23 protein-coding genes are annotated in these 24,211 nt (G+C 55.3%); 21 read left to right on the top strand and 2 right to left on the bottom strand.

The window, feature by feature from the left end:
• Positions 1-360 precede the first annotated feature (360 nt).
• The 8 genes from ltrA to JD108_RS13080 all read left to right on the top strand — a co-directional run bounded on the left by ltrA (position 361) and on the right by JD108_RS13080 (position 10,010).
• Positions 361-1,773, top strand: a complete 1,413-nt coding sequence (gene ltrA, locus JD108_RS13115) for a group II intron reverse transcriptase/maturase (protein WP_198826346.1) — start codon at positions 361-363, stop codon at positions 1,771-1,773.
• Positions 1,774-2,059: 286 nt separating this feature from the next.
• A complete protein-coding gene (gene spo0A, locus JD108_RS13110; protein ID WP_198826512.1) occupies positions 2,060-2,848 on the top strand; it encodes a sporulation transcription factor Spo0A in 789 nt (262 codons plus the stop codon).
• Between the two features lie 216 nt (positions 2,849-3,064).
• On the top strand, positions 3,065-4,237 hold the full coding sequence (locus tag JD108_RS13105) for a glycosyltransferase family 4 protein (RefSeq protein WP_198826511.1): 1,173 nt from the start codon (positions 3,065-3,067) through the stop codon (positions 4,235-4,237).
• Positions 4,234-5,658, top strand: a complete 1,425-nt coding sequence (locus JD108_RS13100) for a glycosyltransferase family 4 protein (protein WP_198826510.1) — start codon at positions 4,234-4,236, stop codon at positions 5,656-5,658. Before JD108_RS13105 ends, JD108_RS13100 begins: the two co-directional genes overlap by 4 nt.
• Before the next feature lie 12 nt (positions 5,659-5,670).
• Positions 5,671-7,758 (top strand): DUF6270 domain-containing protein, encoded by a 2,088-nt coding sequence (locus JD108_RS13095; RefSeq protein ID WP_198826509.1) that lies wholly within the window; start codon positions 5,671-5,673, stop codon positions 7,756-7,758.
• A gap of 15 nt (positions 7,759-7,773) precedes the next feature.
• Entirely contained in the window at positions 7,774-8,235 is a 462-nt protein-coding gene (locus JD108_RS13090) for a DUF1796 family putative cysteine peptidase (protein WP_323958375.1), read from the top strand.
• Positions 8,236-8,563: 328 nt separating this feature from the next.
• Complete coding sequence (locus tag JD108_RS13085) at positions 8,564-9,142, top strand: beta-class carbonic anhydrase (RefSeq protein WP_198830114.1); 579 nt, start codon at positions 8,564-8,566, stop codon at positions 9,140-9,142.
• Positions 9,117-10,010 carry a metallophosphoesterase gene (locus JD108_RS13080; RefSeq protein WP_198826507.1) on the top strand — a complete coding sequence of 298 codons (894 nt, stop codon included), beginning with the start codon at positions 9,117-9,119 and terminating at the stop codon, positions 10,008-10,010. Before JD108_RS13085 ends, JD108_RS13080 begins: the two co-directional genes overlap by 26 nt.
• Here the strand turns inward: JD108_RS13080 and JD108_RS13075 are convergent.
• The gene (locus JD108_RS13075; protein WP_198826506.1) at positions 10,007-10,873 is read right to left on the bottom strand and encodes a LysR family transcriptional regulator; all 867 of its coding nucleotides are present in this window, start codon (positions 10,871-10,873) and stop codon (positions 10,007-10,009) included. The two genes, JD108_RS13080 and JD108_RS13075, sit on opposite strands and share 4 nt — an antisense overlap.
• 112 nt (positions 10,874-10,985) lie before the next feature.
• Between JD108_RS13075 and JD108_RS13070 the strand changes: the two genes are divergently transcribed.
• From JD108_RS13070 to JD108_RS13035, 8 genes are all read left to right on the top strand, one after another.
• Positions 10,986-11,810: a class I SAM-dependent methyltransferase gene (locus JD108_RS13070; protein ID WP_198826505.1), complete on the top strand. Its 825-nt coding sequence runs from the start codon at positions 10,986-10,988 to the stop codon at positions 11,808-11,810.
• A 7-nt stretch (positions 11,811-11,817) separates the two neighbouring features.
• Positions 11,818-12,186 carry a VOC family protein gene (locus JD108_RS13065; RefSeq protein WP_198826504.1) on the top strand — a complete coding sequence of 123 codons (369 nt, stop codon included), beginning with the start codon at positions 11,818-11,820 and terminating at the stop codon, positions 12,184-12,186.
• On the top strand, positions 12,186-13,031 hold the full coding sequence (locus JD108_RS13060; RefSeq protein WP_228728138.1) for a class I SAM-dependent methyltransferase: 846 nt from the start codon (positions 12,186-12,188) through the stop codon (positions 13,029-13,031). The genes JD108_RS13065 and JD108_RS13060 overlap by 1 nt, the downstream gene beginning before the upstream one ends.
• 54 nt (positions 13,032-13,085) lie before the next feature.
• Entirely contained in the window at positions 13,086-13,262 is a 177-nt protein-coding gene (locus JD108_RS13055; protein ID WP_198826503.1) for a DUF2759 family protein, read from the top strand.
• 118 nt (positions 13,263-13,380) lie between these two features.
• Entirely contained in the window at positions 13,381-14,541 is a 1,161-nt protein-coding gene (gene steA, locus JD108_RS13050; protein ID WP_198826502.1) for a putative cytokinetic ring protein SteA, read from the top strand.
• Between the two features lie 10 nt (positions 14,542-14,551).
• Entirely contained in the window at positions 14,552-15,109 is a 558-nt protein-coding gene (locus JD108_RS13045) for a copper transporter (RefSeq protein ID WP_198826501.1), read from the top strand.
• Positions 15,096-15,785, top strand: a complete 690-nt coding sequence (locus tag JD108_RS13040) for a glycosyltransferase family 2 protein (protein ID WP_198826500.1) — start codon at positions 15,096-15,098, stop codon at positions 15,783-15,785. Before JD108_RS13045 ends, JD108_RS13040 begins: the two co-directional genes overlap by 14 nt.
• Positions 15,770-16,645: a UDP-N-acetylmuramyl pentapeptide phosphotransferase gene (locus JD108_RS13035; protein ID WP_198826499.1), complete on the top strand. Its 876-nt coding sequence runs from the start codon at positions 15,770-15,772 to the stop codon at positions 16,643-16,645. The genes JD108_RS13040 and JD108_RS13035 overlap by 16 nt, the downstream gene beginning before the upstream one ends.
• Before the next feature lie 66 nt (positions 16,646-16,711).
• Here JD108_RS13035 and JD108_RS13030 read toward each other — a convergent pair whose 3' ends face one another.
• A complete protein-coding gene (locus JD108_RS13030; protein WP_198830113.1) occupies positions 16,712-16,990 on the bottom strand; it encodes a DUF2627 domain-containing protein in 279 nt (92 codons plus the stop codon).
• Between the two features lie 123 nt (positions 16,991-17,113).
• Between JD108_RS13030 and JD108_RS13025 the strand changes: the two genes are divergently transcribed.
• The 5 genes from JD108_RS13025 to JD108_RS13005 all read left to right on the top strand — a co-directional run bounded on the left by JD108_RS13025 (position 17,114) and on the right by JD108_RS13005 (position 24,192).
• Positions 17,114-19,183 (top strand): sigma 54-interacting transcriptional regulator, encoded by a 2,070-nt coding sequence (locus tag JD108_RS13025; RefSeq protein WP_198826498.1) that lies wholly within the window; start codon positions 17,114-17,116, stop codon positions 19,181-19,183.
• 223 nt (positions 19,184-19,406) lie between these two features.
• A complete protein-coding gene (locus JD108_RS13020; protein ID WP_198826497.1) occupies positions 19,407-20,498 on the top strand; it encodes a Glu/Leu/Phe/Val dehydrogenase in 1,092 nt (363 codons plus the stop codon).
• A 256-nt stretch (positions 20,499-20,754) separates the two neighbouring features.
• Complete coding sequence (gene lpdA / locus JD108_RS13015) at positions 20,755-22,176, top strand: dihydrolipoyl dehydrogenase (protein ID WP_198826496.1); 1,422 nt, start codon at positions 20,755-20,757, stop codon at positions 22,174-22,176.
• 27 nt (positions 22,177-22,203) lie between these two features.
• Entirely contained in the window at positions 22,204-23,196 is a 993-nt protein-coding gene (locus JD108_RS13010; protein ID WP_198826495.1) for a thiamine pyrophosphate-dependent dehydrogenase E1 component subunit alpha, read from the top strand.
• A 12-nt stretch (positions 23,197-23,208) separates the two neighbouring features.
• The gene (locus tag JD108_RS13005; RefSeq protein ID WP_198826494.1) at positions 23,209-24,192 is read left to right on the top strand and encodes an alpha-ketoacid dehydrogenase subunit beta; all 984 of its coding nucleotides are present in this window, start codon (positions 23,209-23,211) and stop codon (positions 24,190-24,192) included.
• The last annotated feature ends 19 nt before the right edge of the window (positions 24,193-24,211 follow it).

Raw genomic sequence — 24,211 nt, 5'->3', positions numbered from 1 at the left:
GGGGGCTGGTAGTGGCCAACCACTAGCCAAGAGCAAGGGTGTCCACCGTGAGGTGGAATCTGAAGGAAGCTGGAGGCAAAATCCCGGCCCGAGGAACACGAACATCATCAGGCATATGGAATGGGACAAGCTTGCGAGACAAAGCAAAGTCCAATACACTACACGGACATTCCGGTGTAAATGATGCGGGTATATGGGAGGAAAGTGAGTCGTCTTACCGTGGGAGGTCTCATGGACGTGAGAAGATGACATTCGAATCACGGTTGAAACAAGATTTATCATGAGAAGTCAGCAGACGCCATAGTACCTCGAGCAGTCGACGGCTTGAGGGAAGGGCTGAACCTTAGGAGGTGGTCGTCAATGAATGTTACCGAAACAGGAGATAAGGGCAGCCAACTTCCAACGGAAGGCTCACCGCAAAAGAATAGTGCGGAACACGAAGGATATGCGGGAGTGCACGTTCCTGAGAGGATAGCTGAAACCGACGACACCAACGCAAACGAGTCGAAGGAAAGGTTACTTGAGAAAATCATAAGCAGAGACAATTTGAACGAAGCGTTCAAAAGAGTCAAAGCGAATAAAGGTTCACACGGAATCGACGGGATGGGCGTAGATGAACTTCTACAATATCTCAAAGAAAACGGTGAAACCATCAAGGAACAAATCCTGGCGGGCAGATATCGCCCAAATCCCGTTCGAAGGGTAGAAATCCCAAAAGAGAACGGAAAGAAAAGAAACCTGGGCATCCCAACGGTGGTTGATCGAGTAATCCAGCAGGCAATTGCACAAATGCTCACGCCGATCTATGAGCAACAGTTCTCGGACAACAGCTTCGGGTTCCGACCCAAACGAAGTGCCCACCAAGCCATAAGGCGCAGCCAGCAATATATTCAGGAAGGCTACCGCTATGTTGTGGATATGGATCTAGAGAAATACTTTGACACCGTCAACCAAAGCAAGCTCATTGAAGTACTCTCAAGAACGATTAAGGACGGACGAGTCATTTCACTAATTCATAAATATCTTCGGGCAGGAGTTGTCGTGAAGCACAAGTTTGAGGAAACAGAAGTCGGCGTACCGCAGGGCGGGAATCTGAGTCCAATTCTCAGTAATATCATGCTGAATGAGTTGGACAAGGAGCTGGAGAAGAGAGGACACAAGTTTGTGCGATACGCAGATGATTTACTCATCTTCTGCAAGAGCAGACGAAGTGCCGAACGGACACTAACCAACATTCTCCCCTACATTGAAAAGAAGCTGTTCCTAAAAGTAAATCGGGAGAAAACCGTGGTGGACCTAGCCATTCGAGTGAAGTTTCTGGGATTCTCATTCTACAACCAACGAGGGCAAGTGAAAGTCCGCATCCATCCCAAATCCATCGCCAAAATGAAAACAAGAGTGAAGGAACTAACCGCAAGAAGCAATGGCATGGGAAATGAAGAGAGAGCCGAAAGGCTCAGACGCTATATCATGGGATGGGTCAACTACTTCAAGATTGCGGATATGAAGAACCTGCTCCAAACAACGGATGAATGGATGAGAAGAAGGATTCGAATGATCTACTGGAAACAATGGAAACGAATAAGGACAAAATTCGAAAAGCTGATCTCGTTTGGAATCCCAAAGTTCAAGGCATGGGAATACGCAAATACAAGAAAGAGCTACTGGAGAATCTCCAATAGCCCCATCCTCGCGAAAGCCCTCGATAACAACACCATTAAAGGCCTCGGATTTCTTTTCTTCTCAGATTATTATCGACAAGTGACTGCGTGAACTAAGGAACCGCCGTATACCGAACGGTACGTACGGTGGTGTGGGAGGTCGGCTACTCAACTAATGGGTAGCCCCCTACCCGATTTTTTGTGATGAAGGATGGGAATGCTTGTCGAAATATCGGAAAAATCATTCAATCTTTCGCCATTGGCAGGAATGACCTTCGGTTTGTCGAATAATTTTTGGAGTGAAAAGATGGTATGGGCATAAAAAGAGAGATGTTCGCTTCTTAGAATACTTCCACCTTTTTCCCAATCAGACCGTTGATCGTAAGGAGGAACGACTTTTGAGCAAGATCGAAGTGTTGTTGGCAGATGATAACCGAGAATTTGTGAGCCTGTTAGAAGAGTACATTAGCAGCCAGCACGATATGAATGTCATCGGTGTTGCGTATAACGGTAATGATGTCATTCGCTTACTCCAGGAACGCGTTCCCGATGTTTTGATTTTGGACATTATCATGCCTCATTTAGACGGTTTGGCCGTTTTGGAACAAATTCAATCCATGAGACTGTCTCCGCAACCCAAGATTATTATGCTGACAGCGTTTGGGCAGGAGGAGATCACCAAGAAAGCAGTGGAGCTGGGGGCGGCATACTACATTCTGAAGCCCTTTGACATGGAAGTTCTCGCCCAGCGCATCCGCCAAATGACGAGCAGCAAGCCGGCCAGCACCTACGTGTCTGCGGTCAAGCCGCAAAACCCCATGCAAATCCGCGGCCGCAATCTCGATGCGAGCATCACCAGCATTATTCATGAGATCGGCGTGCCGGCCCATATCAAGGGATATCTCTACCTGCGCGAAGCGATCACGATGGTGTACAACGATGTAGAGCTGCTCGGCTCCATCACCAAAGTACTGTATCCGGACATCGCGAAAAAATTCAACACCACGGCGAGCCGGGTAGAACGAGCCATTCGCCACGCCATCGAAGTGGCCTGGTCGCGCGGCAATCTCGATTCGATCTCCAGTCTGTTCGGCTACACGATTTCCAATACGAAAGCCAAGCCGACCAATTCGGAGTTTATTGCCATGGTGGCGGACAAGCTGCGGATCGAAGCCAAAATAAGTTGAAAGAACCGGGAATAGAGGATTTCATAGGGGAAGGCGTTTCGCGCTACGGGCGAAACGCCTTTTATTAATTTTCAGGAAACGGGGGCAGCTATCCCTTTCAAGCACGTTGAGGAGGACATATGCTAGCAGAGGGTCTAACCGCGACTATCCGGAAAGGAGGGGCATCATATCAAAATTTTATTGTCATCCTATTTTGAATTGCCAAGTATCAGCGGTGTGTGGAACTATATCGATCAACTGCAAAAAGGATTGAGAAGGAAGGGGCATGAAGTCGATTTTTTCGCCCGTCAACCCCAGTCCAGACATTATTATTTGTATGAACGCGACGCTGCGCTTCAATTGAAGCCGCTCAAGGGAATGGTTGCAAATCATGTGGAAAAAAGCTATGCGGAGAAAAAAATGGAGCTGGGTTCGTGGATAATTGAACGGGAGGCGGAGCGCTATACGTTTGAACTTGCCGCCAGTTACTTTAACCTTTCATCCTACGATATCCTTCACTGCAATGACATTATCTCCTCCATCGCCATGTCCCGAGTCAAACCTCCTGATACCCCCCTGATCACGACAATACATGGAAGTTTGCATCTTTCTTACAAGCAAGTTGGCTGGATTGACCATCCCCTGTCCCGCGCGTACAGCATCATGCAGGAACAATACGGGGCAACGGTCAGCGACAGGACCATCGTGCCATCGAAGTGGTTCAAAAACTATCTGCATCGAAAGTTCCGTATTCCCCTCGAACAATTGGTCGTCATCCATAACGGTTTTGATGTGGAATGCTTCCAAAGGCGGTTAGACTCCTGTCTGGTCAAAAATAGCGACCGGTTTTATCTCGGGTGCGTCGCGCGATTGTCCAGGGAAAAAGGACATCGCTATCTGCTGGAGGCCCTTGGCAAGTTAAAGCAGGAGCGGAGCGACTGGGAGTTGTGGCTGATTGGAGACGGGCCGATGAGATCGGAACTGGAGAGTCAAGCCGAGCAGCTCGGCATCCGAGACCATATCGTCTTTTGGGGGGATGTGCACGACGTCTCCGCGCTTCTTCAGCAACTCGATATTTTTGTCCTCGCCAGCCTCTACGAAACGCAGAGCTATGCCACGATGGAGGCGCAAATCGCAGGCAAAGCGGTGGTGGTAACCAATGCAGGAGGGATCGCGGAAGTCGTCAAGGATAAGATCACTGGTCTCGTCTCACCTGTCGCCAACAGCCATATGCTTTACGAAAACATCAGGGCCGTAATGGAGGACCCCTGGCTTCGCCGCAAATTAGGGGAGAACGCCAAAAGAGAAGGACGAGAGAGATGGAGTCTGGATCTGATGACCGACAAGATCCTGGAGGTTTACGAAGAGTGTTTCCGGCTTCGGGAGGCGGGAAGGGGAGGAATTCGATGAAAATTCTCCTGGCCACCTATTGGACTCTGCCGCATGTAGGGGGGCTGTCCGCCTATGTGTTTCAGCTCAAGCATGAACTGGAAAAAGCAAACCACCAAGTCGATTTGTTCGGCCACCATCCCTGCTTCCATTCATACTACGCTCCCGGAGGTACGTACAGGATCGAAAAGCAGCCTCTCCGCCATTCTGTAGAGCCGCTAGTGGCTTCGCTGCACGAGTGGTCCGGACTTGCAGGAGAACATTGGGTCAGGGAAACGGAGCTGGAGCGGTATAGCTATGAATTGGCTGCGGCCAGCTTGCCGCTTGCCAGCTATGATTTGATACACGCGCAGGACGTCCTGTCTGCGTATGCTTTCTCCAGAGTAAGACCTGCGCATGTCGGCCTCCTCTCAACCGTTCACGGCTGCTTTACCAAGGAAATGCATTTCTATGGACATATCGGCAACAGCGCCTCTCTCTCCTGGCAGTACTCTGAGCAGTTGGAGCGACTGGGAGCGGCAGCCGGTGACTTGATCATCGCCCCGACTGAGTGGCTGAAACAATATTTGATTCAGGAGTGCGGCGCCTGCGAAACCCGGGCGGTGCGCATACCTTATGGCATCGATCTGGCTGGCTTTTTCGGTGAGATGAACCGAGCGAGCGAGATGCCGAAGCCTGCTGGCAAAAAAGTAATCGCTTGTGTGGCACGCCTGCCCCGATTCAAGGGACATCTCGACTTGCTCCACACGCTGGCGGCCCTCAAAGAAGAGCGGAGCGATTGGCTCTGCTGGATCATCGGTGACGGGCCAATGGAGGAGGAGTTGCGAGCTACTGCGCGGCAGCTTGATCTCAAGGACCATGTGCTGTTTTTGGGGCCGCGCGGCGATGTGCCTTCATTGCTTAACCTTGCCGACATCTTCGTGCTTCCCAGTTGGCAGGATAATTTGCCGTTTGCGGTCATGGAGGCGCAATTGGCCGGAAAGCCCGTCGTGGTCTCTGATGTTGGCGGCATTCCGGAGATGGTGGAGAACGGTGAGAACGGTATCCTTATCCGGAAGGGTGACAGGCAGGAGTTGCTCGCCGCACTGAAGGGTCTGCTGGAGAAGCCCGATTGGGGAGAGCAACTGGGCCAAAAGGCGAAGAAATGGGGGATGGCGCAGTGGAGCATGGAGGGGATGATTCGGGAAACTCTGCAGATGTACCGGGCTGTCATCGGGAAAAAAACAAAGGAGGGATCCCCAATGTCAGAAAGCTCGTCCGTAAAAAGCTCAAAAAGAATGAATTCGCTCTTCCCCAGTTGGCGGAAAGAGAGGGATGACAATCGGCTTGATCCCCAAGTCTGGCGCCAAATCATGAACGCGCTGCCACCGGGTTACACCATTCCTGATCCCTACATCATGAAGCGCCTGCATGAATTTGCAGCCAAAAAAGGCTCTTTGTAAGGAGAGAGCAACATGCGGGTGCTGTTAACCACATTCTGGAACTTTCCGCATGTGGGGGGTGTCTGCCAGCACATCAGGACCCTCAAGCGGGAGTTGGAGCGGGTCGGACACCAGGTTCATATTTTTGCTCGCAACGAAGATGAGAGCGGATATCATCTGCTTCCACAAGGTCGGATTATCCATCGCGGACCGATCGACCGGTTAGCAAGAGAAAAGCTGACTCCGCTTCTTCGTGAACGCATGATCGGGATCGATCCGTACGTCATGGAACAAGAAGTGAACCGCTGCGCTTTTGAACTGGCCGCCTTGTCGATCGGCGTGGACCACTACGATGTGATCCACGCTCACGACATCATCTCGGCCAGAGCGATTGAGCGCATAAAGCCTCCGCATATCCCTCTGGTCGTATCCGTACACGGCTGCATTGCTACCGAGCATTTGACCTTGACCGGCTCCACACTTGCTCCCGGATCTGACATCTGGGAGTATATCCAGGCGCGCGAACAGATTGGGGTCAACGCCGGAGACCTGACGATCGTTCCCTCAAAATGGCTGCGGGACCTCCACCTGCGGGAATATCAGGTTCCGTCCGCCCGCCTGGAAGTGATCCCATATGGCTTGGATTGTTCGGTGTTTTACCGGCAGATGAAAAACAAGGCAGAGGTCACCCGTGAGCCAGGGAAACATGTGCTCATCTGCCCGGCTCGCCTGGATGTCGTCAAAGGCCATCAGGACCTGCTCGATGCCTTGTCTTTGTTGCAGCAGGAACGAAGCGACTGGGTCTGCTGGATCGTAGGCGATGGGTATTTACGCGAGTATCTGGAGGCGCAGCTTAAGAAGTTGAAACTGAGCGAGCATGTCCAGTTGTTGGGGAGCCGCGAGGATGTTCCTGCACTGTTGGCACAAGCCGATATTTTCGTATTGAGCAGCCGTCAGGACACACTCCCGATTGCGGTGATGGAAGCGCAGTTGGCCGGCTTGCCTGTCGTGGCGACAGACGCGGGCGGCATCCCGGAGATGGTGACGGATCAGGAGGACGGTCTTCTCTCGCCAGCAGGAGACAGCCGGTCTTTGTTCAAGAATTTACATGCGCTTCTCGCGGACCGGGAGCTGCGCAACCGAATGAGGAAGAATGCAAAACGGTGGGCAAGCGTCAAATGGTCAGCGGAAAAAATGGTCCAAAGTGTCGTCGCAGCTTACCGTTCCGCTATCCGTGCAAAAAAGGAACAACCTCACGCCACACTTGTTGCAGATGAGGGGACGATGATCCCGATTCCCGCCCATTACTCGCCAGTTGACCTTTATACGATCCAGCCGTTTCCACGAAAGAACCACCTCTTTTTGAAAAGGGGGAGGAAAATGTCCAGCGTCAAAATTGGAATACTGGGAAGCTGTGTCACGCGTGATATTTTCGAATATCTGCCCGCTCATTACTTTCAGATCGATCCCGTCTTTTCGCGCACATCCCTGATCAGTCTCATGACCCCGCCGATTCCGCTCTCTTATCAAGACATCAATCTGGCATCAGAGTGGCAAAAACGTATGGTGCTGTTTGATTTCCAAAAAAAGCTTTGGGAGGTACTGGCTACGCAGTCAGTCGATTTGTTGATCGTCGACTTTATCGACGAACGCTTTGACCTGTTGTTTCAGGATGGGAGCTACGTGACTCGTTCACATGAGCTGGCCGAATCGGGGATCGAATCGAGTGGGAAGTATCAGTTTCAATTAATCCCGCGCTTTGACCCCGTGACCAGACAGACCTGGAAATGGTTCTGCGAGATGTTTATCTACAAGCTGGAGCATTATCTCCCGCCGGAAAAGATCATCCTGCACATGGCGCCATGGATGACGCACTACCGAAGCGGGAGTGAAGTATTGCCTTTTGAATACCCTGAATGGATTGCCTCCAATAATACTGAGCTGGAAGAGTATTATCAGCATTTTACGCGGATCTGGAAGGGAGTCCATACCCTTGACTTGCGGGGGAAAGGTTTCGTATCTGATGCCAATCACCGTTGGGGGTTGCAACCGTATCATTATGAAGATGCGTACTATCGAGCGGCAGGCGAACAGATCATGCGGATTGCGGGTCTGTTATGAAACGAGTGAGGGGGGATGCGAATGCGATTAAACGAGCTGAAAAGGAGTTACCATACGATCATTTCCTTGGGAAGTAACTGCTTGCCTGCCTATCATCTTAGGCGTTGCGAATTGAGATCCTTTTCCGGACCGCTCGATTGGATGATCTCGGATTCTCTCGATACGGTTGCGACCCTCCTGGAAAACCGATTCAGCGGATTTATGGAACTCGAGAACTTGCGCGTGGAAGGAATTGATGCGGACCAAAAGAATTTTCTCGTTCGGGACATCAGATACAATATTGTGGCTGCCCATCATTTCCCAACCCAAGCCAATCAATGGCATCAACTTACTACCTATCCGTTTTTCGCAGAACAGCTAAAACGCAGAATCGACCGTCTGTACCAGATATTTGCAGAGCGGATTCCGTATTATTTATCCGGGTTAACGGGTCGGCGGCAGAAGCAGCCAGGCTCTCAGGCGTTTTGGAGCGTATAGTCCGGGGGGATCATCGCATCCTGCTCATTGGTTTTCATGAAGGTTCTGACATCGTCGAGTGCGAGTGTGGACTAGAAAAAGTTTGTATGGTTTCCGTGCCGCCGCTGAACGGTCCGTGGCATCTGAGCAACCCCGTATGGGATGGCTTGTTATCAGGCATTACGATAAGCGCATAATTGGCTGAGTGAAGAGCAGGCAAAAGGCTGTCTTTTTCGGAAAACGTGCGAAAAAAAGGCAGCCAATTTTTCATTCCGCCCACTCCTCTGTTGAACCTCGGGAAAATACATGTAAAATAAAAACAGGACTTTTACAAAGGCAGGTGTTGACCCTGAACATCATCGATGAAATTTTGGAGCATAATCGGAACTTTGTCGCCAATAAGGAATATGAAAAGTTTCAGACAACCAAATTCCCAGACAAGCGTTTGGTGGTGCTGTCCTGCATGGATACCCGTCTGGAAGAACTGCTGCCAAAATCAATGAACTTGCGCAACGGCGATTTCAAGCATGTCAAAAGTGCGGGGGCCGTCGTTTCTCACCCGTTCGGCAGTATCATGCGGAGTATTTTGGTGGCTATTTATGAGTTGAACGCAGAGGAAGTCGTCGTGGTGGGGCACTATGATTGCGGCATGAGTGCGATCAATGCGGATAGCATCATGTCCAAAATGAAGCAAAAAGGAATCCCCGAAGAGACCTTTCATATCATCAAAAATTCCGGGATTCGACTAGACTCCTGGCTCCGCGGCTTCGATTGCGTCCAGGACAGCGTGAAAGCCAGTGTGGAAGTGATTAAAAATCACCCGTTGCTGCCTGCTCATGTCCCTGTTCACGGCCTGTTGATTGATCCGGTTACAGGCAAGCTGGATCGCGTGGTAAACGGATATGAGCTGGCAGACGCGGTTGAATAGCTCGCGGCCAGCGGTTTCACGCCGAGCGTTTCTCCGCAAAGGAATTCGCTTATTATTCGGCACGCTGGGTCTCGGAGCGCTGACGGCGGGGTATGCTTACGGCCTGGAGAGACATTGGCTTCAGGTCGCAAGCCGCACCGTTGGAATACCCGGGCTGCCCCCAGAGTGGCAGGGCGTGCGGATTGTTCATTTTAGCGATCTGCATCTGGGCCACTATTTCGGGATCAACGAATTGGAACAGGTCGCACACAGCATCGATCAGGAGCGTCCCGATCTGATCTGCTTTACCGGCGACCTGGTCGACGAAGGCACCTCCTTGCTGCCAGAGGCGGTTCCCGTGCTTCGGCAGATGCAGGCGCCGCTTGGCAAATTCGCTGTGCTGGGCAACCACGACTGGCGCTATGGCAAAGACGTGATCATTCGCCAGGCGTGGCTGGATGCCGGATTCCAGGTGCTGATGAATGAGAATGCCGCGATTGCGAAGCAGGGCAGCACGCTTTATATCGCGGGCCTGGATGATGTTTTGTACGGGGTGCCGGACCCGGCAGCTGCCCTCCGTGGCGTGCCGGAAGAGGGCAAGGTGATTTTGCTCGTGCATGAGCCGGACTTCGCGGACGAAGCGGCCAAGCATCCCTTTGTCCTGCAGCTCTCCGGCCACAGTCACGGCGGCCAGGTCCGGCTGCCGGTACTGGGTCATCTGGTTGTGCCGCCGATGGGACGAAAATACGTGCATGGCCTCCACCATGTCGGCGACCGCGGCATGCCCGTCTATACCAGTCGGGGAATTGGAACGACGATACTGCCGGTTCGATTCTTCTGCAGGCCGGAGATTACGGTGCTGACTCTCGAAGCGCTCACCGAACATTAATAACTTTTGATAATCCACTGGACGAAGGCCATGAAAGCCTCGTCCTCTTTTTTTCCGTGCAAATAGGCGATTAGGGTCGGGCGGGTAAACTGCCCGTCCGCTACGTCCCGGGCAGCCAGTCTGCCAGCGGCGACTTCCCCCTGGATGATGCGCTCGGGAAGCATGGTGACCCCCAGTCTCTGCTGAACCATTTTGATTACCGCGCCAAAGCTGTCCAGTTCCATAATCACATGGGGGAATACGCCCTGTCTGGCGAGAAAACGGTCGACGCGCTGGCGAAAGGGGGCGGCATGGTTGCCAAAGGCGATGACGGGTTCGCTGCCCCACTGCCCGAAGCCGGGAAAGTTTGTCGCCCAGGGGTGGTCGGGGGAGGTGACGAGAAGGACCCGATCACTGGGCAAAAACTCTTGATGAATATGGGGATGGTATACCTCATGCCCGAGAAAAGCAAGATCGGCCGCACCCGTCAGGACAGATGAGATCGATTCCTCGTACAGCGTGGAACGGACATAGCAGGTAAAATGCGGGTGTTCTTTTCGATACTCGCCGAGCAAGCGGGGAAGTTCATAGGCGGCAAACGCTTTGCCTGCCACAATATTGAGTGCTTGCCGCTCCTGCCGTCGAGAGGAAAAGTCGCGCATCTGCTCGACGATGGCAGCGGCAACTGGCAATAGCCTTCTCCCTTCGCCGGTCAGACTGACGCCCGTACTCGTACGGATGAACAGGGGGGAGCCTACCTGTCTCTCCAACTGTTTGAGACGGTGCGTAACCGTGGACTGGGCCAGGAAGAGTGCGGACGCGGCCCGGTTGAGCGAGCCATGCTGGGCGATTGCCAGGAAGACTTCAAGACTGCTTAGATCCATGGCCCTTCTCCTTTCACGAATGGTTATCGATTTCCTCAATAACAGGTTATCAGTATTCTATAACAAAGAGGATAGATTTGGGAATATGATAGAAACAGGAGGTGGACGTGACATGAATGGAAAGGACGAGATCAAACAGAAGGTGCAGGAGCAGTTTGGCAAGCACGCCAACGCGTATGTGAACAGCGAGACCCATGCCAAAGGAGAGGATCTGCCGCTCCTGATCGAGTGGCTGCAGCCCCGGCCGGATTGGGTGGTGCTGGATATTGCGACGGGCGGTGGCCATGTGGCCAAGACGCTGGCCCCGCACTGCCGGCAGGTAGTGGCGACCGATTTGACCATACCGATGCTGGAAGCGGCGAGGGAGGCGCATCTCGCGGAGGGCATCCACCAGATTATGTACGTCGCGGCCGACGCCGAGAAGCTGCCTTTCCTGGGTGGATCATTTGACGCCGTCTGTTGCCGGATCGCGGCCCATCATTTCCCGGATCCGGCGGCATTTGTCCAAGAGGTGGCGCGGGTGCTCCGTCCGGGGGGACTGTTTCTCCTCATCGATAATGTCGTGCCCGACGCCGATGCAAATCCACAGGCAGAGGAGATCGGCCAGTTTCTCAACCGTTTCGAGGCACTGCGCGACCCCAGCCATGTCCGCTGTCTTTCGCCGTCCGCGTGGAAGGAACTGCTGGAAGCGGCTGCTCTCCAGGTAAAACAGGAGAGGCTGCGAAAAAAGCGGTTCGCCTTTTCCCCGTGGGTGAAGCGAATGGCGGAGAGCCGGGAGCAGGAGGAGGCGGTGGAGCGCATGCTTCTGCAGGCTGCGGAGCCGATTCGCGCCTACATGAATGTGACCACGGAGGACGGACGAGTGGTGGCCCACCAGATCGATGAATGGATGGTTGTAAGCCAAAAGCAAGCCATAAAGGATATGGAGATAGGATGAGAAAAGCATGATGCATGCATGGATGGGACTTGACCACGTACAATTGGCCGCGCCAGTAGGCTGCGAGGAGGAAGCCCGCCGCTTTTTCAGCGGAATATTGGGCATGACGGAAGTGCCCAAGCCGGAAGCGCTGCGAAAGCGCGGCGGTGTGTGGTTCCAATGCGGACCGCAAACGATTCACATCGGCGTGGAAGAGCCGTTTGCGCCCGCGAGAAAGGCGCATCCGGCCTTTCTCGTACGAGGAATCGGCGCGTTGAAGAAGCGTTTGGCCGATGCGGGCGTGACTGTGAAAGAAGGGGAGGAGATACCGGGCGTGGTTCGCTTCTTTACCGAGGACCCCTTTGGCAATCGGCTGGAGTTCATGGAGGTGCTCTGATGGGTATCGACTTTCATTCCTATGACAATCGGCGTTCCTACGCCTCCCGCAAGGCGGATGCCGACTGGCTGTCCGCGATCCGGGAACTGGTAAATCCGGCGGGATTGACCGTCGTCGACGCCGGCTGCGGCGGAGGTATCTACACAGAGGCGTGGGCAGAGCTGGGCGCAAGGCGTGTCATCGGCGTCGATTTTTCCGAGGCGATGCTGGCGATGGCGCGGGAAAACACGTCCCATCGCGAGGAGATCGTCTATGTCTGTGCAGATGCCACGCAGACAGGACTGCCCGCGGAGAGCGCCGACCTCGTATTTGCCCGTGCGCTGGTTCATCATTTGCAAAGCCCGCAGGACTTTCTGGCGGAGGCGTATCGTCTGCTCGTCCCCGGAGGCATCTGCCTCGTGCAAAACAGAACGATGGAGGATGTGTCGCTGCCCGGCTCTCCAGATCACCTGCGCGGGTATTTCTTCGAAGCGTTCCCGCGCCTCTTGCACGTCGAGGAAAATAGACGGCCGCGAGAAAAAGAGCTGCGGACACAGATGGAACAAACGGGCTTTGGCCAGGTCCGGACGGTGCGGCTGTGGGAGGTCCGAAAAACCTATGCCGCCTGGGAGGAACTGGAGGCCGATTTGCTCAGCCGCACGGGACGGTCGCTGCTCCATGAGCTGAGCGATGCCGAACTTAGGGAGCTCACCGCTTACGTGAAAGAGAGTGGACGGCGGGCAGCCGATCCGCGAGCAGGACCGCTGGACTCTTTGGATGGGCGTAAAAGGGAACGTGGCAGAATTGTGAAATCGTCTGTCACAATTCCTGATTCGACTTGTATCCCTCTGGGGTATTCTATATAATGAAGGTGCTATCTTCATGTACGCTGTATTTTTCCAAAGGAGTTGTGTTTGTTCATGAAAATGAATCTGTTTGATTTTCTCATGTTCGTCTTCACTTTTCTGATCGCACTCGGCGTTATCCGTTCCATTCGCGTCAAAAACAAATTCGCCATTGCATTTGGCTTGGTGTCTTTGGCTGTATTCCTGTTTGCAGATGGCTTGATCATCTACTACGCAACCAAAGGTGTATAATTCCGTCGGTACATAGGCAAAGAGACTGTGCGCAAGCGTACGGTCTCTTTTTCATTTTCCGCCCCTTTTTGCATGGGAACGGGTAATTTTTAGCATACTAGGGATGGAGGTGGGATAGGTGGGCAAAGAGGCTTGGCCTTGCAGTTTATCGTACATCGCAAAAATCGCGGCAGACCGGAAGACAAAAAATCTGTGCGCGCGTCTTCAACCGTTTCAGGTCGCGGTCTTGGATCATGCGGACATGGATGAAATGGCTGCCCTGTCGCTCTTGCAGGCAAGTGTGAGAGCGGTGATAAACTTATCCCCCTTTATGACCGGCACCTATCCCGCCGAAGGAGCCAAACGGCTTCTGGAGGCGGGAATCCCTCTGTACGAGTGCACCGAAAGAGATGCGGGCCTGATTGATGAGGTGGACGGCAAGCTGGGCATCGTCCGAAAAAATGAGCTCTGGATCCAATCGGAGCAAGGATGGAAGCGGCGGGCCGGCTTGCTTCGGGTGAGCGCCAAGGAGATCGGCAGGCGCTGGCAAGAGGCGACCGAGCGGCTTGACGAGGTGCTGTCCGCTTTCATCGACAATACACTGACCTACGCCAGTGCTGAGAAGGAGTGGTTCCTGCGCCCCCTGGAAAAGCCGCAGCTGCTCACGCGGATGGCGGACCGCCATGTCGTGGTGGTCGTCAGAGGGAAGCATTATCGCGAGGATTTGCGCATGCTCTCCACGTACATACGTGATTATCGGCCCGTCCTGATCGCTGTGGACGGCGGGGCGGACGCCCTCTTGGAAAACGGCTACCTGCCTGATCTGATCGTAGGCGATATGGACAGCATCTCCGATCAGGCCCTATGCAGCGGGGCCGAAGTGATTGTGCATGCTTTTCCCGATGGCCGCGCGCCCGGGCGCGAACGCGTCGAAAAGCTGGGAGTCCGTTATCAGCTGTTGGCCGCGCCCGGCACTAGCGAGGATATCGCCATGCTGCTCGCTTACGAGGAAAAGGCAAAACTGATCGTGACGATCGGGACGCACTCCACGATGATTGATTTTCTCGAAAAAGGTAGGAAAGGGATGGCCAGCACGCTGCTGGTCAGGACCAAGATCGGCTCCAGACTGATTGATGCCAAAGGCGTGAGCCAGCTGTACAAGCCGCGCTGGTCCTGGAATTGGACGGGCTGGTTGCTCGCTGCCACGCTGGTCCCGATTCTCGCCGCCCTCTCCGTTCATCCGGTGGCTCGCCATGCGATGCAGCTGTGGTGGATGCAATGGAGCAACTGGGCCTATTAGGAGGGTAGTCATGATTCCATTTCGTCACCATCTGATTTCGCTGGCAGCAGTTTTTCTCAGTCTGGGTATCGGGATCCTGCTCGGCGGCATGACAGGACAATCGTGGTTTTCTTTTAATGAACAAGAATGGCTCAGCCAGATGGAGAAAAGGTATCACCAGGCGCTTAAAAGCAATCAGGAGCTCAAGCAGCAAATCAACCGCCTGCTTGCGGAGATGGAGAAAAACAACACCGAAGCGGCCCATCTGATGGCCGTACGCTATGCCGATGCGATGCAGGGCAAGAGAATATACGTCTGGCACGAGGCGGAGGCGCCCGTCGCTCCGCTGCGCAAGCTGCTGGAGCGGACAGGCCTGGAGCTTGTCCCCTACAAGGGGGGCGGCACGGCAATCGACGGTCCGCTTCTCGCTTTTGGCGGGGCCAGACCGGCCTGGTTGGATGAGCTGCCGGAGGAGGTGCGCTGGCTGCATCTGGACCAGCTGCCGCAAACCTTTTCACAGCAATGGGAGCTCTTGGATCGGTTGCAAAAAATGCTGACGGAGATGAAAACAGAGCGTGAAAAAAGTTAGTGTCATCATCCCCGCTTACAATGAGGCTGACTGGATCGTGCCGACGCTACAGGCTGTGCGGGAGAGGCTCGTCTGCGATGAGTTGATCGTCGTGGATGACGGCAGCAGTGACCAGACGGCAGCACTGGCCGCGAAGTACGCAGACCAGGTCCTGCAGCATCCGGTGAACCGCGGGAAGGGAGAGGCCTTGCAGACCGGCTGGCGCCATTCCAGCGGCGAAGTGCTTCTGTTCCTCGACGGGGATCTCCGGGAGAGCGCGGGCCTGGCAGACGCCCTGCTGTCTCCCGTGCTGAATGAAGCGTATGACATGGCGATCGCCGTCTTGCCGCCGCCGCCGCGCAAGGTGGGCCTCGGTTTGGCAAAAGGGCTGGCAAAGCAAGGGATTCGCGCATTGACCGGCTTTGCCCCTGAGGCTCCCTTATCCGGCCAGAGGGCGCTGACCCGGAAACTGTTGGAGCGGATCGGCCGCCTGGAGCCGGACTTCGGCATCGAGGTGGGCCTCACCATCGAAGCGCTGCGGGCAGGCGGCCGCCTGATCGAAGTCCCGGTCCCCTTTACGCATCGGCATACGGGAAATGACCTGTCCGGCTACAGGCACCGCGGCAAAGAACTCTTGGCGATCGGCCGGGCGCTGGGCAGAAAATGGTGGGAGGGAGCACAGTGGAACCGAAATTGATGGGCGTTTGGGTCCTGGGAGTGGCAGGGCCTTTTCTGTTTCATCGCTGCTTTTTTCACCGATTTTTGGAAAAAATGTATAATGCGCAGATCGTTCGCGCCAATTACCGGGGAGAGCAGGTGGTGACGGCTGGAGGCTTGCTGCTGGCCGCCTCTGCAGCGCTTGTCCAGTGCGTGCTGCTGGGCTTCGGATATGCGTCCCGGTGGAGCGGCGAGGTGCTGGGGCTTGGGCTGCTTTTGCTGACGGGCTCGCTTTCCCTGGCTGTCTTCGGCTGGGTGGACGATCGCTCTTCGGACAAGCAGCCCAAAGGCTTTCGCGGACATGTAGGAACGCTCCTCAGCGAGCGCAGACTGACGAGCGGCATGTGGAAAGTGCTCGGGGGCGGGGGAACTGCGCTGATCATCAGCAGCCAGCTTCAGCCGGATGTGCCGGGCATGATCGTCGGGGCGGGCCTCCTGGCGCTCTCGTCCAATCTGCTGAACCTCTTTGACGTCAGGCCGGGTCGGGCGCTGAAAGTATTCTGGATGCTGGTTGCCGTCCCGGCGGTGAGCCTGATCGTCGGGGCGGCTCCTGCCGGCCTCTGGCACTGGCTGCTGCCCGTCATCACGGCCACGCTGCTTCTCTTTCCCCATGACGCCAAGGCCCGCCTGATGCTGGGGGATACCGGCGCCAATTACCTCGGGTTCGTCGCCGGCTTTGCCCTCGTCGTCTCGCTGTCGTTTTCTTGGCAGATTGTCGTGCTGCTGCTCTTTGCAGGTCTTCACCTCTTGTCCGAGTTCGTCTCCTTCTCGCGGCTGATCGCGCGCGTGGGCTGGCTGAACCGCTTGGACGAGTGGGGCAGGCCGATGGAGGGCAAATAAAAAAACCGGGAATCCTCCCGGTTTTGTGACGCTTGTGCTCCTGTATGCAGAGAGCGCATGCGAATGCTATTCCTCTTCAGGCTCGCGCTTCATAAAACGGGGCTGGACACGGTTTCTTTTGCGGTCGTGATGCAGGATGAACCCGGCGATAAAGAGTACCGGCACGATAAACAGCAAAATGCCGAAGAGCAGTTTCCCCCAGAGAAATGGAGTCTCAGGCCCGATGGAATAGAAAAAGGCGTCTCGGATCAGCTTGATTCCATACATCGCGATCAGCGCCGGAATCACCATGATCATCAGGGCAACCAGTTTCTGACCGATCAAGGGTGTTTCTCCCCTTTCCATCATGCTACTTCCCCATCATAAAGGATGGGCCGCTCCTTGTCCAATGGAACATCTGCCTGTCCATTAGGTCCCGCTTGCGTTACAATGGTATCAGTTTGATCATACGAAAGAGGGATACCAGGCATGCACAAGCTGCTCATCGTCGGAGCGGGCAAGGGAGGGACGACGCTCCTGCAAATGCTCAGCCATATGGAGCGAATGAACATCGTCGCCGTCATCGATGCGCGCGAGGACGCGCCCGGTATACGCTTGGCCCGTTCCCTCGGCATTGAAGTGGGGACCGATTTTCGCCCGTATCTGTCGTCCGATATTGACGTGATTCTGGAGGCCACCGGAGATCCAGCCGCCTATGAAGAAATTCTCCGCTTGAAACAGGAGAAAACGGTGCTGATCCCGGGTACGTTTACAGCGATTATCATGAAGCTGATTCGCGAGCGGGATGAGCTGATCGCCGCGTTGACGCAAAACCACCGCGAGCGGGAAATCATGCTCAATTCCACGCATGACGCGATTATCGCGGTGAACAGGCAGGGCATAATTACCCTGTTCAACAAAGCCGCCGAGCGGCTGATGGGCATCGGGGCAGAAGAAGTGTTGGGCACGCCCGTCGCGGAGCGAATACCCAATACACGTTTACATATTGTATTAGAGACAGGACAGCCAGAGCTGAACCAGGAGCAAATCCTGCCGAACCAGACGCGCATCATCACCAACCGGGTGCCGGTGAGGGACGAGCACGGGGAAGTGGCAGGCGTCGTGGCGATTTTCCGCGATATTACCGACATCATGGCGCTGGCAGAGGAAGTGACGGATCTCAAGGAACTGAAAAGCATGCTGCAGGCGATCATCGACTCCTCCGATGAAGCGATCTCCGTCGTCGATGCCAAGGGAAACGGACTTTTGATCAACCCGGCCTATACGAGGATCACCGGCCTGACCCGCGAAGACGTCATTGGAAAGCCGGCGACGGTGGACATCTCGGAGGGGGACAGCATGCACATGCAGGTCCTGCAGACCAAAAAGCCGGTGCGCGGCGTACATATGAAGCTAGGCTCCAAAAGAAAAGACGTCGTTGTCAATGTGGCTCCTGTCATGGTAGACGGGGAGTTGAAGGGCAGCGTCGGAGTGATCCACGACGTGACCGAGATCAAGCGGCTGACCGAAGAACTGGAAAAAGCCCATCGCATCATCCGCAAGCTGGAGGCGAAATACAGCTTCGCGGACATTATCGGCTTCAGCGATCCGATGAAGGCTGCCCTCGAACAAGCACAGAGCGCGGCCCAGACGCCGGCGACCGTCCTCTTGCGCGGGGAGTCGGGGACGGGCAAGGAGCTGTTTGCCCACGCGATCCACAATGCCAGCAGCCGCCGCTACAAGCAGTTCGTCCGCGTCAATTGCGCCGCCATCTCCGAAAGCCTGCTGGAGAGCGAACTGTTCGGCTACGAGGAAGGAGCGTTTACCGGAGCCAAGCGCGGCGGAAAGCGCGGCTTGTTTGAGGAAGCCAGCGGCGGGACGATTTTTCTCGACGAGATCGGCGAGCTGTCGATGAGCATGCAGGTAAAGCTCCTGCGGGTGCTGCAGGAGCGGGAAGTCGTGCGCGTCGGCGGAACGAAGCCGGTGGAGATCGACGTCCGGGTGATCGCCGCCACACATGTCAATCTGGAATCGGCGATCCAGTCCGGGCGGTTTCGCGAAGACCTCTACTACCGGCTTCACGTCGTGCCGATCTATATCCCGCCGCTCCGCCAGCGCCTGGAAGACATTCACCCGCTGGCGCTGCACCTGATACGCAAATACAACCAGGAGTACGGCAGAAATGTGGAAGGCATCGCGGAGGGTACGCTCCAGCTGCTCTACGCCTACGATTGGCCGGGCAATGTGCGCGAGCTGGAGAATGTGCTGGGACGGGCGATGATCCTGAAGCGCTTGTCGGAGCGGGTGATCCAGCCGGAGGATTTGCCCCCGCTGGAACGAAAAAGCAGCCGGATGGCTTCGCTGCCCTCAGAGACGCCGTCGGCAGGCGCCGGGAAGACGCTGAAAGAAGCGATGGACGAAGCAGAGAGGGTTCATATTTTGCGCGAACTGGCGGCCGTCAAGGGAAATCGGACATTGGCGGCGAAGCGCTTGGGAATCTCGATTCGCAGCTTGTACTACAAGCTGGACAAGTACGGCCTTTCGGACGAGCAATCCTAAACTGCAATTTTTTGCATGCAAATCATTGCTCGATCATGCAAAAATATGCACAATAGGAAGAGGCAAAAAAAGGAACGTGCAGAAAAATAAAGCGCTTTCATAGATTCGTTTTTCTGGCACGGTAATTGCAAGAATATGGGGATGGCTGGGATCATCTCCGATTGTGGAGCCTCAGGTTAACAGCACGACATTGCGCAAACGAACAATTTAGGGAGGTTTCTTCATGAACATCTTTGAGTACATGCAAAATTACGATTACGAGCAGCTTGTATTTTGCCAGGACGAGAATTCGGGACTAAAAGCGATCATCTGCATACATGACACGACATTGGGACCTGCTTTGGGCGGGACCCGCATGTGGCCGTACAAAACCGAGGAAGAAGCCATCGTGGACGTGCTTCGTCTGGCTCGCGGCATGACCTATAAAAACGCCGGCGCCGGGCTGAACATCGGCGGAGGCAAAGCCGTCATTATCGGTGATCCGCGCAAAGACAAGAGCGAGGAGCTGTTCCGCGCATTTGGCCGCTACATTCAAGGGCTGAACGGACGCTACATCACGGCAGAGGACGTTGGCACTACCGTGGCTGACATGGATATGATTCATCTGGAAACCGACTATGTGACCGGTGTCTCCCCGGCGTTTGGCTCCAGCGGCAATCCCTCGCCGGTAACCGCCTACGGCGTGTACAGAGGGATGAAGGCAGCGGCGAAGCTGGCTTACGGCAGCGATGACCTGTCCGGCCGCGTGGTCGCCGTCCAGGGTGTGGGCAATGTGGCTTACAATCTCTGCCGCCATCTGCATGAAGAGGGAGCGCATCTGATCGTCACCGATATCAATGAAGAAAACGTCAATCGCGCCGTCAATGATTTCGGTGCCAAAGCCGTAAGCGTCGATGAGATCTTCGGCGTGGAATGCGACATTTTCTCGCCTTGCGCGCTGGGCGCCATCATCAACGACGACACCATCCCGCTGCTGAAGGCAAAAGTGATCGCCGGTGCGGCCAACAATCAATTGAAAGAAGAAAGACATGGCGATAAAATTCATGAGATGGGCCTCATCTACGCGCCCGATTACATCATCAACGCAGGCGGCGTCATCAACGTAGCGGATGAGCTGCAAGGCTACAATCGCGAGCGCGCGCTGAAAAAGGTAGAGACGATTTACGACAACATTCTGAAGGTGTTTGAAATCGCCGAACGCGATGGCGTTCCTTCCTATAAAGCGGCAGACCGCATGGCGGAAGAGCGGATCGCCAGCGTGGCCCGCTCCCGCAGCACCTTTTTGCAAAACGGCAAGTCGGTATTGAACCGCTAGGAAACAAGAGGCTCGGAAGGACTGCTCCATCCCCGCACCGCCTCACGCGAGCGGGCGGGGATGGGCAGCTGCCTTCGGCTTGCACCATCAGACAGGCATTCACACAGGCATCATACATAGAAGCTGCGGCATTGATCGCATACGTGCCACAGATTTGTTCCATACATAATCGTAAGTCCGTGAAGCATACACGCTACTTTTGCACGCATCACACACGCTTGCAGCTCGCCACCAGGTCAGCAGAGGGGGAAGAAATATGTCGCAGGAATTTGATCTCGTCGTATTGGGAGGAGGGACAGGCGGCTATGTCGCCGCAATCCGTGCTTCGCAACTGGGAATGAAGGTAGCCGTCGTCGAAAAAGCAAAGATGGGCGGCACCTGCCTGCATCGGGGATGCATTCCTTCCAAGGCGCTTCTCCGCAGCGCGGAGGTGTTTGCCACGCTCAAAGAGGGGGACAAGTACGGCGTAACCGCCGAAAACATCGGCCTTGACTTCTCCAAAGTGCAGTCGCGAAAAGATGGCATCGTGGATCAGTTGCATAAAGGGATCCACTACCTGATGAAAAAAGGCAATATTACCGTAATCGAAGGGTTTGGCCGGGTGATGGGGCCCTCCATTTTCTCTCCGCAGGCGGGAGCCGTGCGCGTCGAGACGCCGAGCGGCGAACAGGAGATGCTGGTGCCTCGCTTCCTTCTCCTCGCTACCGGATCGAGACCGCGCACCCTGCCGGGCCTTGCGATCGATGGCGAGTACGTCATGACGAGCGATGAGGCGCTCCAGCTGGAGCAGCTGCCCGCTTCGGTGATCATCGTCGGCGGTGGGGTCATCGGCATCGAGTGGGCATCGATGCTCAGCGACTTCGGTGTTTCGGTTACCGTCGTGGAGTACGCGGACCGAATTCTGCCGACTGAGGATGAAGAGATCAGCAAGGAGATGGCTCGTTTACTGAAAAAACGGAAGATATCCATCGTGACCGGAGCCAAGGTACTGCCCGAAACATGGGAAAAGGCTGACGGAAAAGTGACCATTCAGGCCGAGACCTCCAGCGGCGTGCAAAGCTACACAGCCGAAAAGCTGCTCGTCTCCGTCGGCCGTCAGGCGAACGTGGAAAACCTCGGTCTGGAAGCGACAGAGATTCGCGTGGAGCAGGGCGTCATCCGCGTCAATCAATACTATCAGACTGCCGAATCCCACATCTACGCGATCGGGGATGTGATCGGCGGCCTCCAGCTCGCCCACGTCGCCTCCCACGAAGGAATTCTCGCTGTCGAGCACATGGCCGGTCTGCCGGTAGAGCCGCTGGACTACAACAAGGTGCCGAAGTGCATATACGGCCGCCCCGAGATCGCCGGTGTCGGGCTGACGGAGGCGGAGGCACGCAGGCAAGGCTTTGACGTAAAAGTGGGCAAATTCAGTTTCAAGCCGCTCGGCAAAGCGCTGGTTTACGGCGAAAACGACGGCTTTGTCAAAATCGTGGCCGACGCGAAGACAAACGATCTTTTGGGCGTCCACATGATCGGTCCGCATGTGACAGACATGATCTCGGAAGCGGGTCTGGCAAAAGTCCTGGACGCGACGCCGTGGGAGATCGGCCAGACGATCCACCCCCATCCGACTTTGTCGGAGGCGATCATGGAAGCGGCTTTGGCTGTAGACGGAAAAGCGATACACAGCTAGCAAAAATGACAAGGAGGGTATCCGATAATGACAAGCAAACGGCATGAAGAAGTAGGCTTGACGGACGCACAGGTACTCGACATGTATTATTACATGCTGCTGGCGCGCAAAATTGACGAGCGCCAATGGCTGTTGAATCGGGCGGGCAAAGTGCCGTTCGTCATCTCCTGCCAGGGACAGGAGGCGGCACAAGTAGGCGCAGCCTTTGCTCTGGAAGTAGGGAAAGATTATCTCTGTCCCTATTACCGCGACCTCGGCCTGGTGCTGGTGTTTGGCCAGACCGCTCGCGACTGCATGCTCTCTGCATTTGCGAAGGCAGAGGACCCGAACAGCGGCGGCAGGCAGATGCCCGGTCATTTCGGCGGGAAAAAGTGGAACATCCTGACTGGTTCCAGTCCCGTTACCACCCAGGTGCCCCATGCTGTAGGCATTGCGCTGGCTGGCAAGATGCAGAACAAGGACCACGTCGTGTACGCATCCTTCGGGGAAGGGTCCAGCAATCAGGGCGACTTCCACGAGGGCGCCAACTTTGCCGGCGTGCATAAGCTGCCCGTCATCTTTTTCTGTGAAAACAACAAATACGCCATCTCTGTGCCGCTGAAAAAGCAGCTGGCCTGCGAAAGCGTCGCAGACCGTGCAATCGGTTACGGATTTCCCGGGATCAGCGTGGATGGCAATGATCCGATCGAGGTGTACCGCGTGATGAAGGAAGCGGTGGAGCGGGCCCGCTCCGGTCAAGGTCCTACGCTGATCGAGGCGGTGATGTACCGGTTGGTTCCCCACTCCAGCGACGACGATGACCGCACGTACCGTTCCCGCGAAGAAGTAGAGGAAGCCAAGAAAAAGGATCCGATTCTGTTATTTGGCAACTATCTGAAAGAGGTCGGTCTCCTCGATGACGCCAAGGAACAGGAGTACCTGGCCCGCGTCCAAAACGAGGTGGATGAGGCGACGGAGTACGCCGAGCAGGCGCCTTATCCGACACCAGAATCTACGCTGACCCACGTTTACGGGGAATAGGGGGGAATCCAAATGGCAGTCATCTCGTATATTGATGCGATCACCATGGCGATGCGCGAAGAAATGCGCCGCGATTCCAATGTGTTTGTACTGGGAGAAGACGTCGGCGTGCGGGGCGGCGTTTTCCGGGCCACGCTCGGCCTGATTGAAGAGTTCGGCGAAGAACGGGTGATCGATACGCCGCTTGCCGAATCCGCCATCGTCGGCGTAGGGATTGGTGCGGCGGCATACGGCATGCGTCCCATCGCTGAGATTCAATTTGCCGATTTTATCATGCCGGCCGTCAATCAGATCGTAAGTGAAGCGGCGAAAATGCGGTATCGCTCCAACGGCGACTGGACCTGCCCGATCACCATTCGCGCACCTTATGGCGGAGGGGTCCACGGCGCGCTCTACCACTCGCAATCGGTGGAAGCGATGTTTACCAATGTGCCTGGACTCAAAGTGGTGGCGCCGTCTACGCCCTACGATGCGAAAGGCTTGCTCAAGGCAGCCATCCGCGATAACGACCCGGTCCTGTTTTTCGAGCACAAGCGCTGCTACCGCCTGATTAAAGGCGAAGTGCCCGAGGAAGACTACGTGCTGCCGATCGGCAAAGCGGACGTGAAGCGGGAAGGTACCGACATCACCGTCATCTCCTACGGATTGACGCTGCATTTTGCCCTGCAGGCAGCCGAAAAGCTGGCGCAGGAAGGCATCAGCGCCCATATCCTCGACCTGCGGACGCTCTATCCGCTCGACAAGGAAGCGATCGTGGAGGCGGCATCCAAAACCGGCAAGGTCCTGATCGTACACGAGGACAACAAAGAGGGCGGCGTCGGCGGCGAGGTCGCTGCCATCATCGCCGAACATTGCCTGTTTGACCTGGATGCGCCGATCAGACGTCTGTGCGGACCGGACGTACCTGCCATGCCGTACAGTCCGCCGATGGAAAAGTTCTTTATGCTGAATCCGGACAAGGTGCTGGAAGCGATGCGGGACCTGGCCCACTTTTAATACCGAGGAGGACCATCGA

This window comes from Brevibacillus composti, from assembly GCF_016406105.1.
Classification (GTDB): Bacteria; Bacillota; Bacilli; order Brevibacillales; family Brevibacillaceae; genus Brevibacillus; species Brevibacillus composti.
Note: the sequence above shows the minus strand (reverse complement) of the source record. Positions and strands in the feature narration are given on the sequence as shown.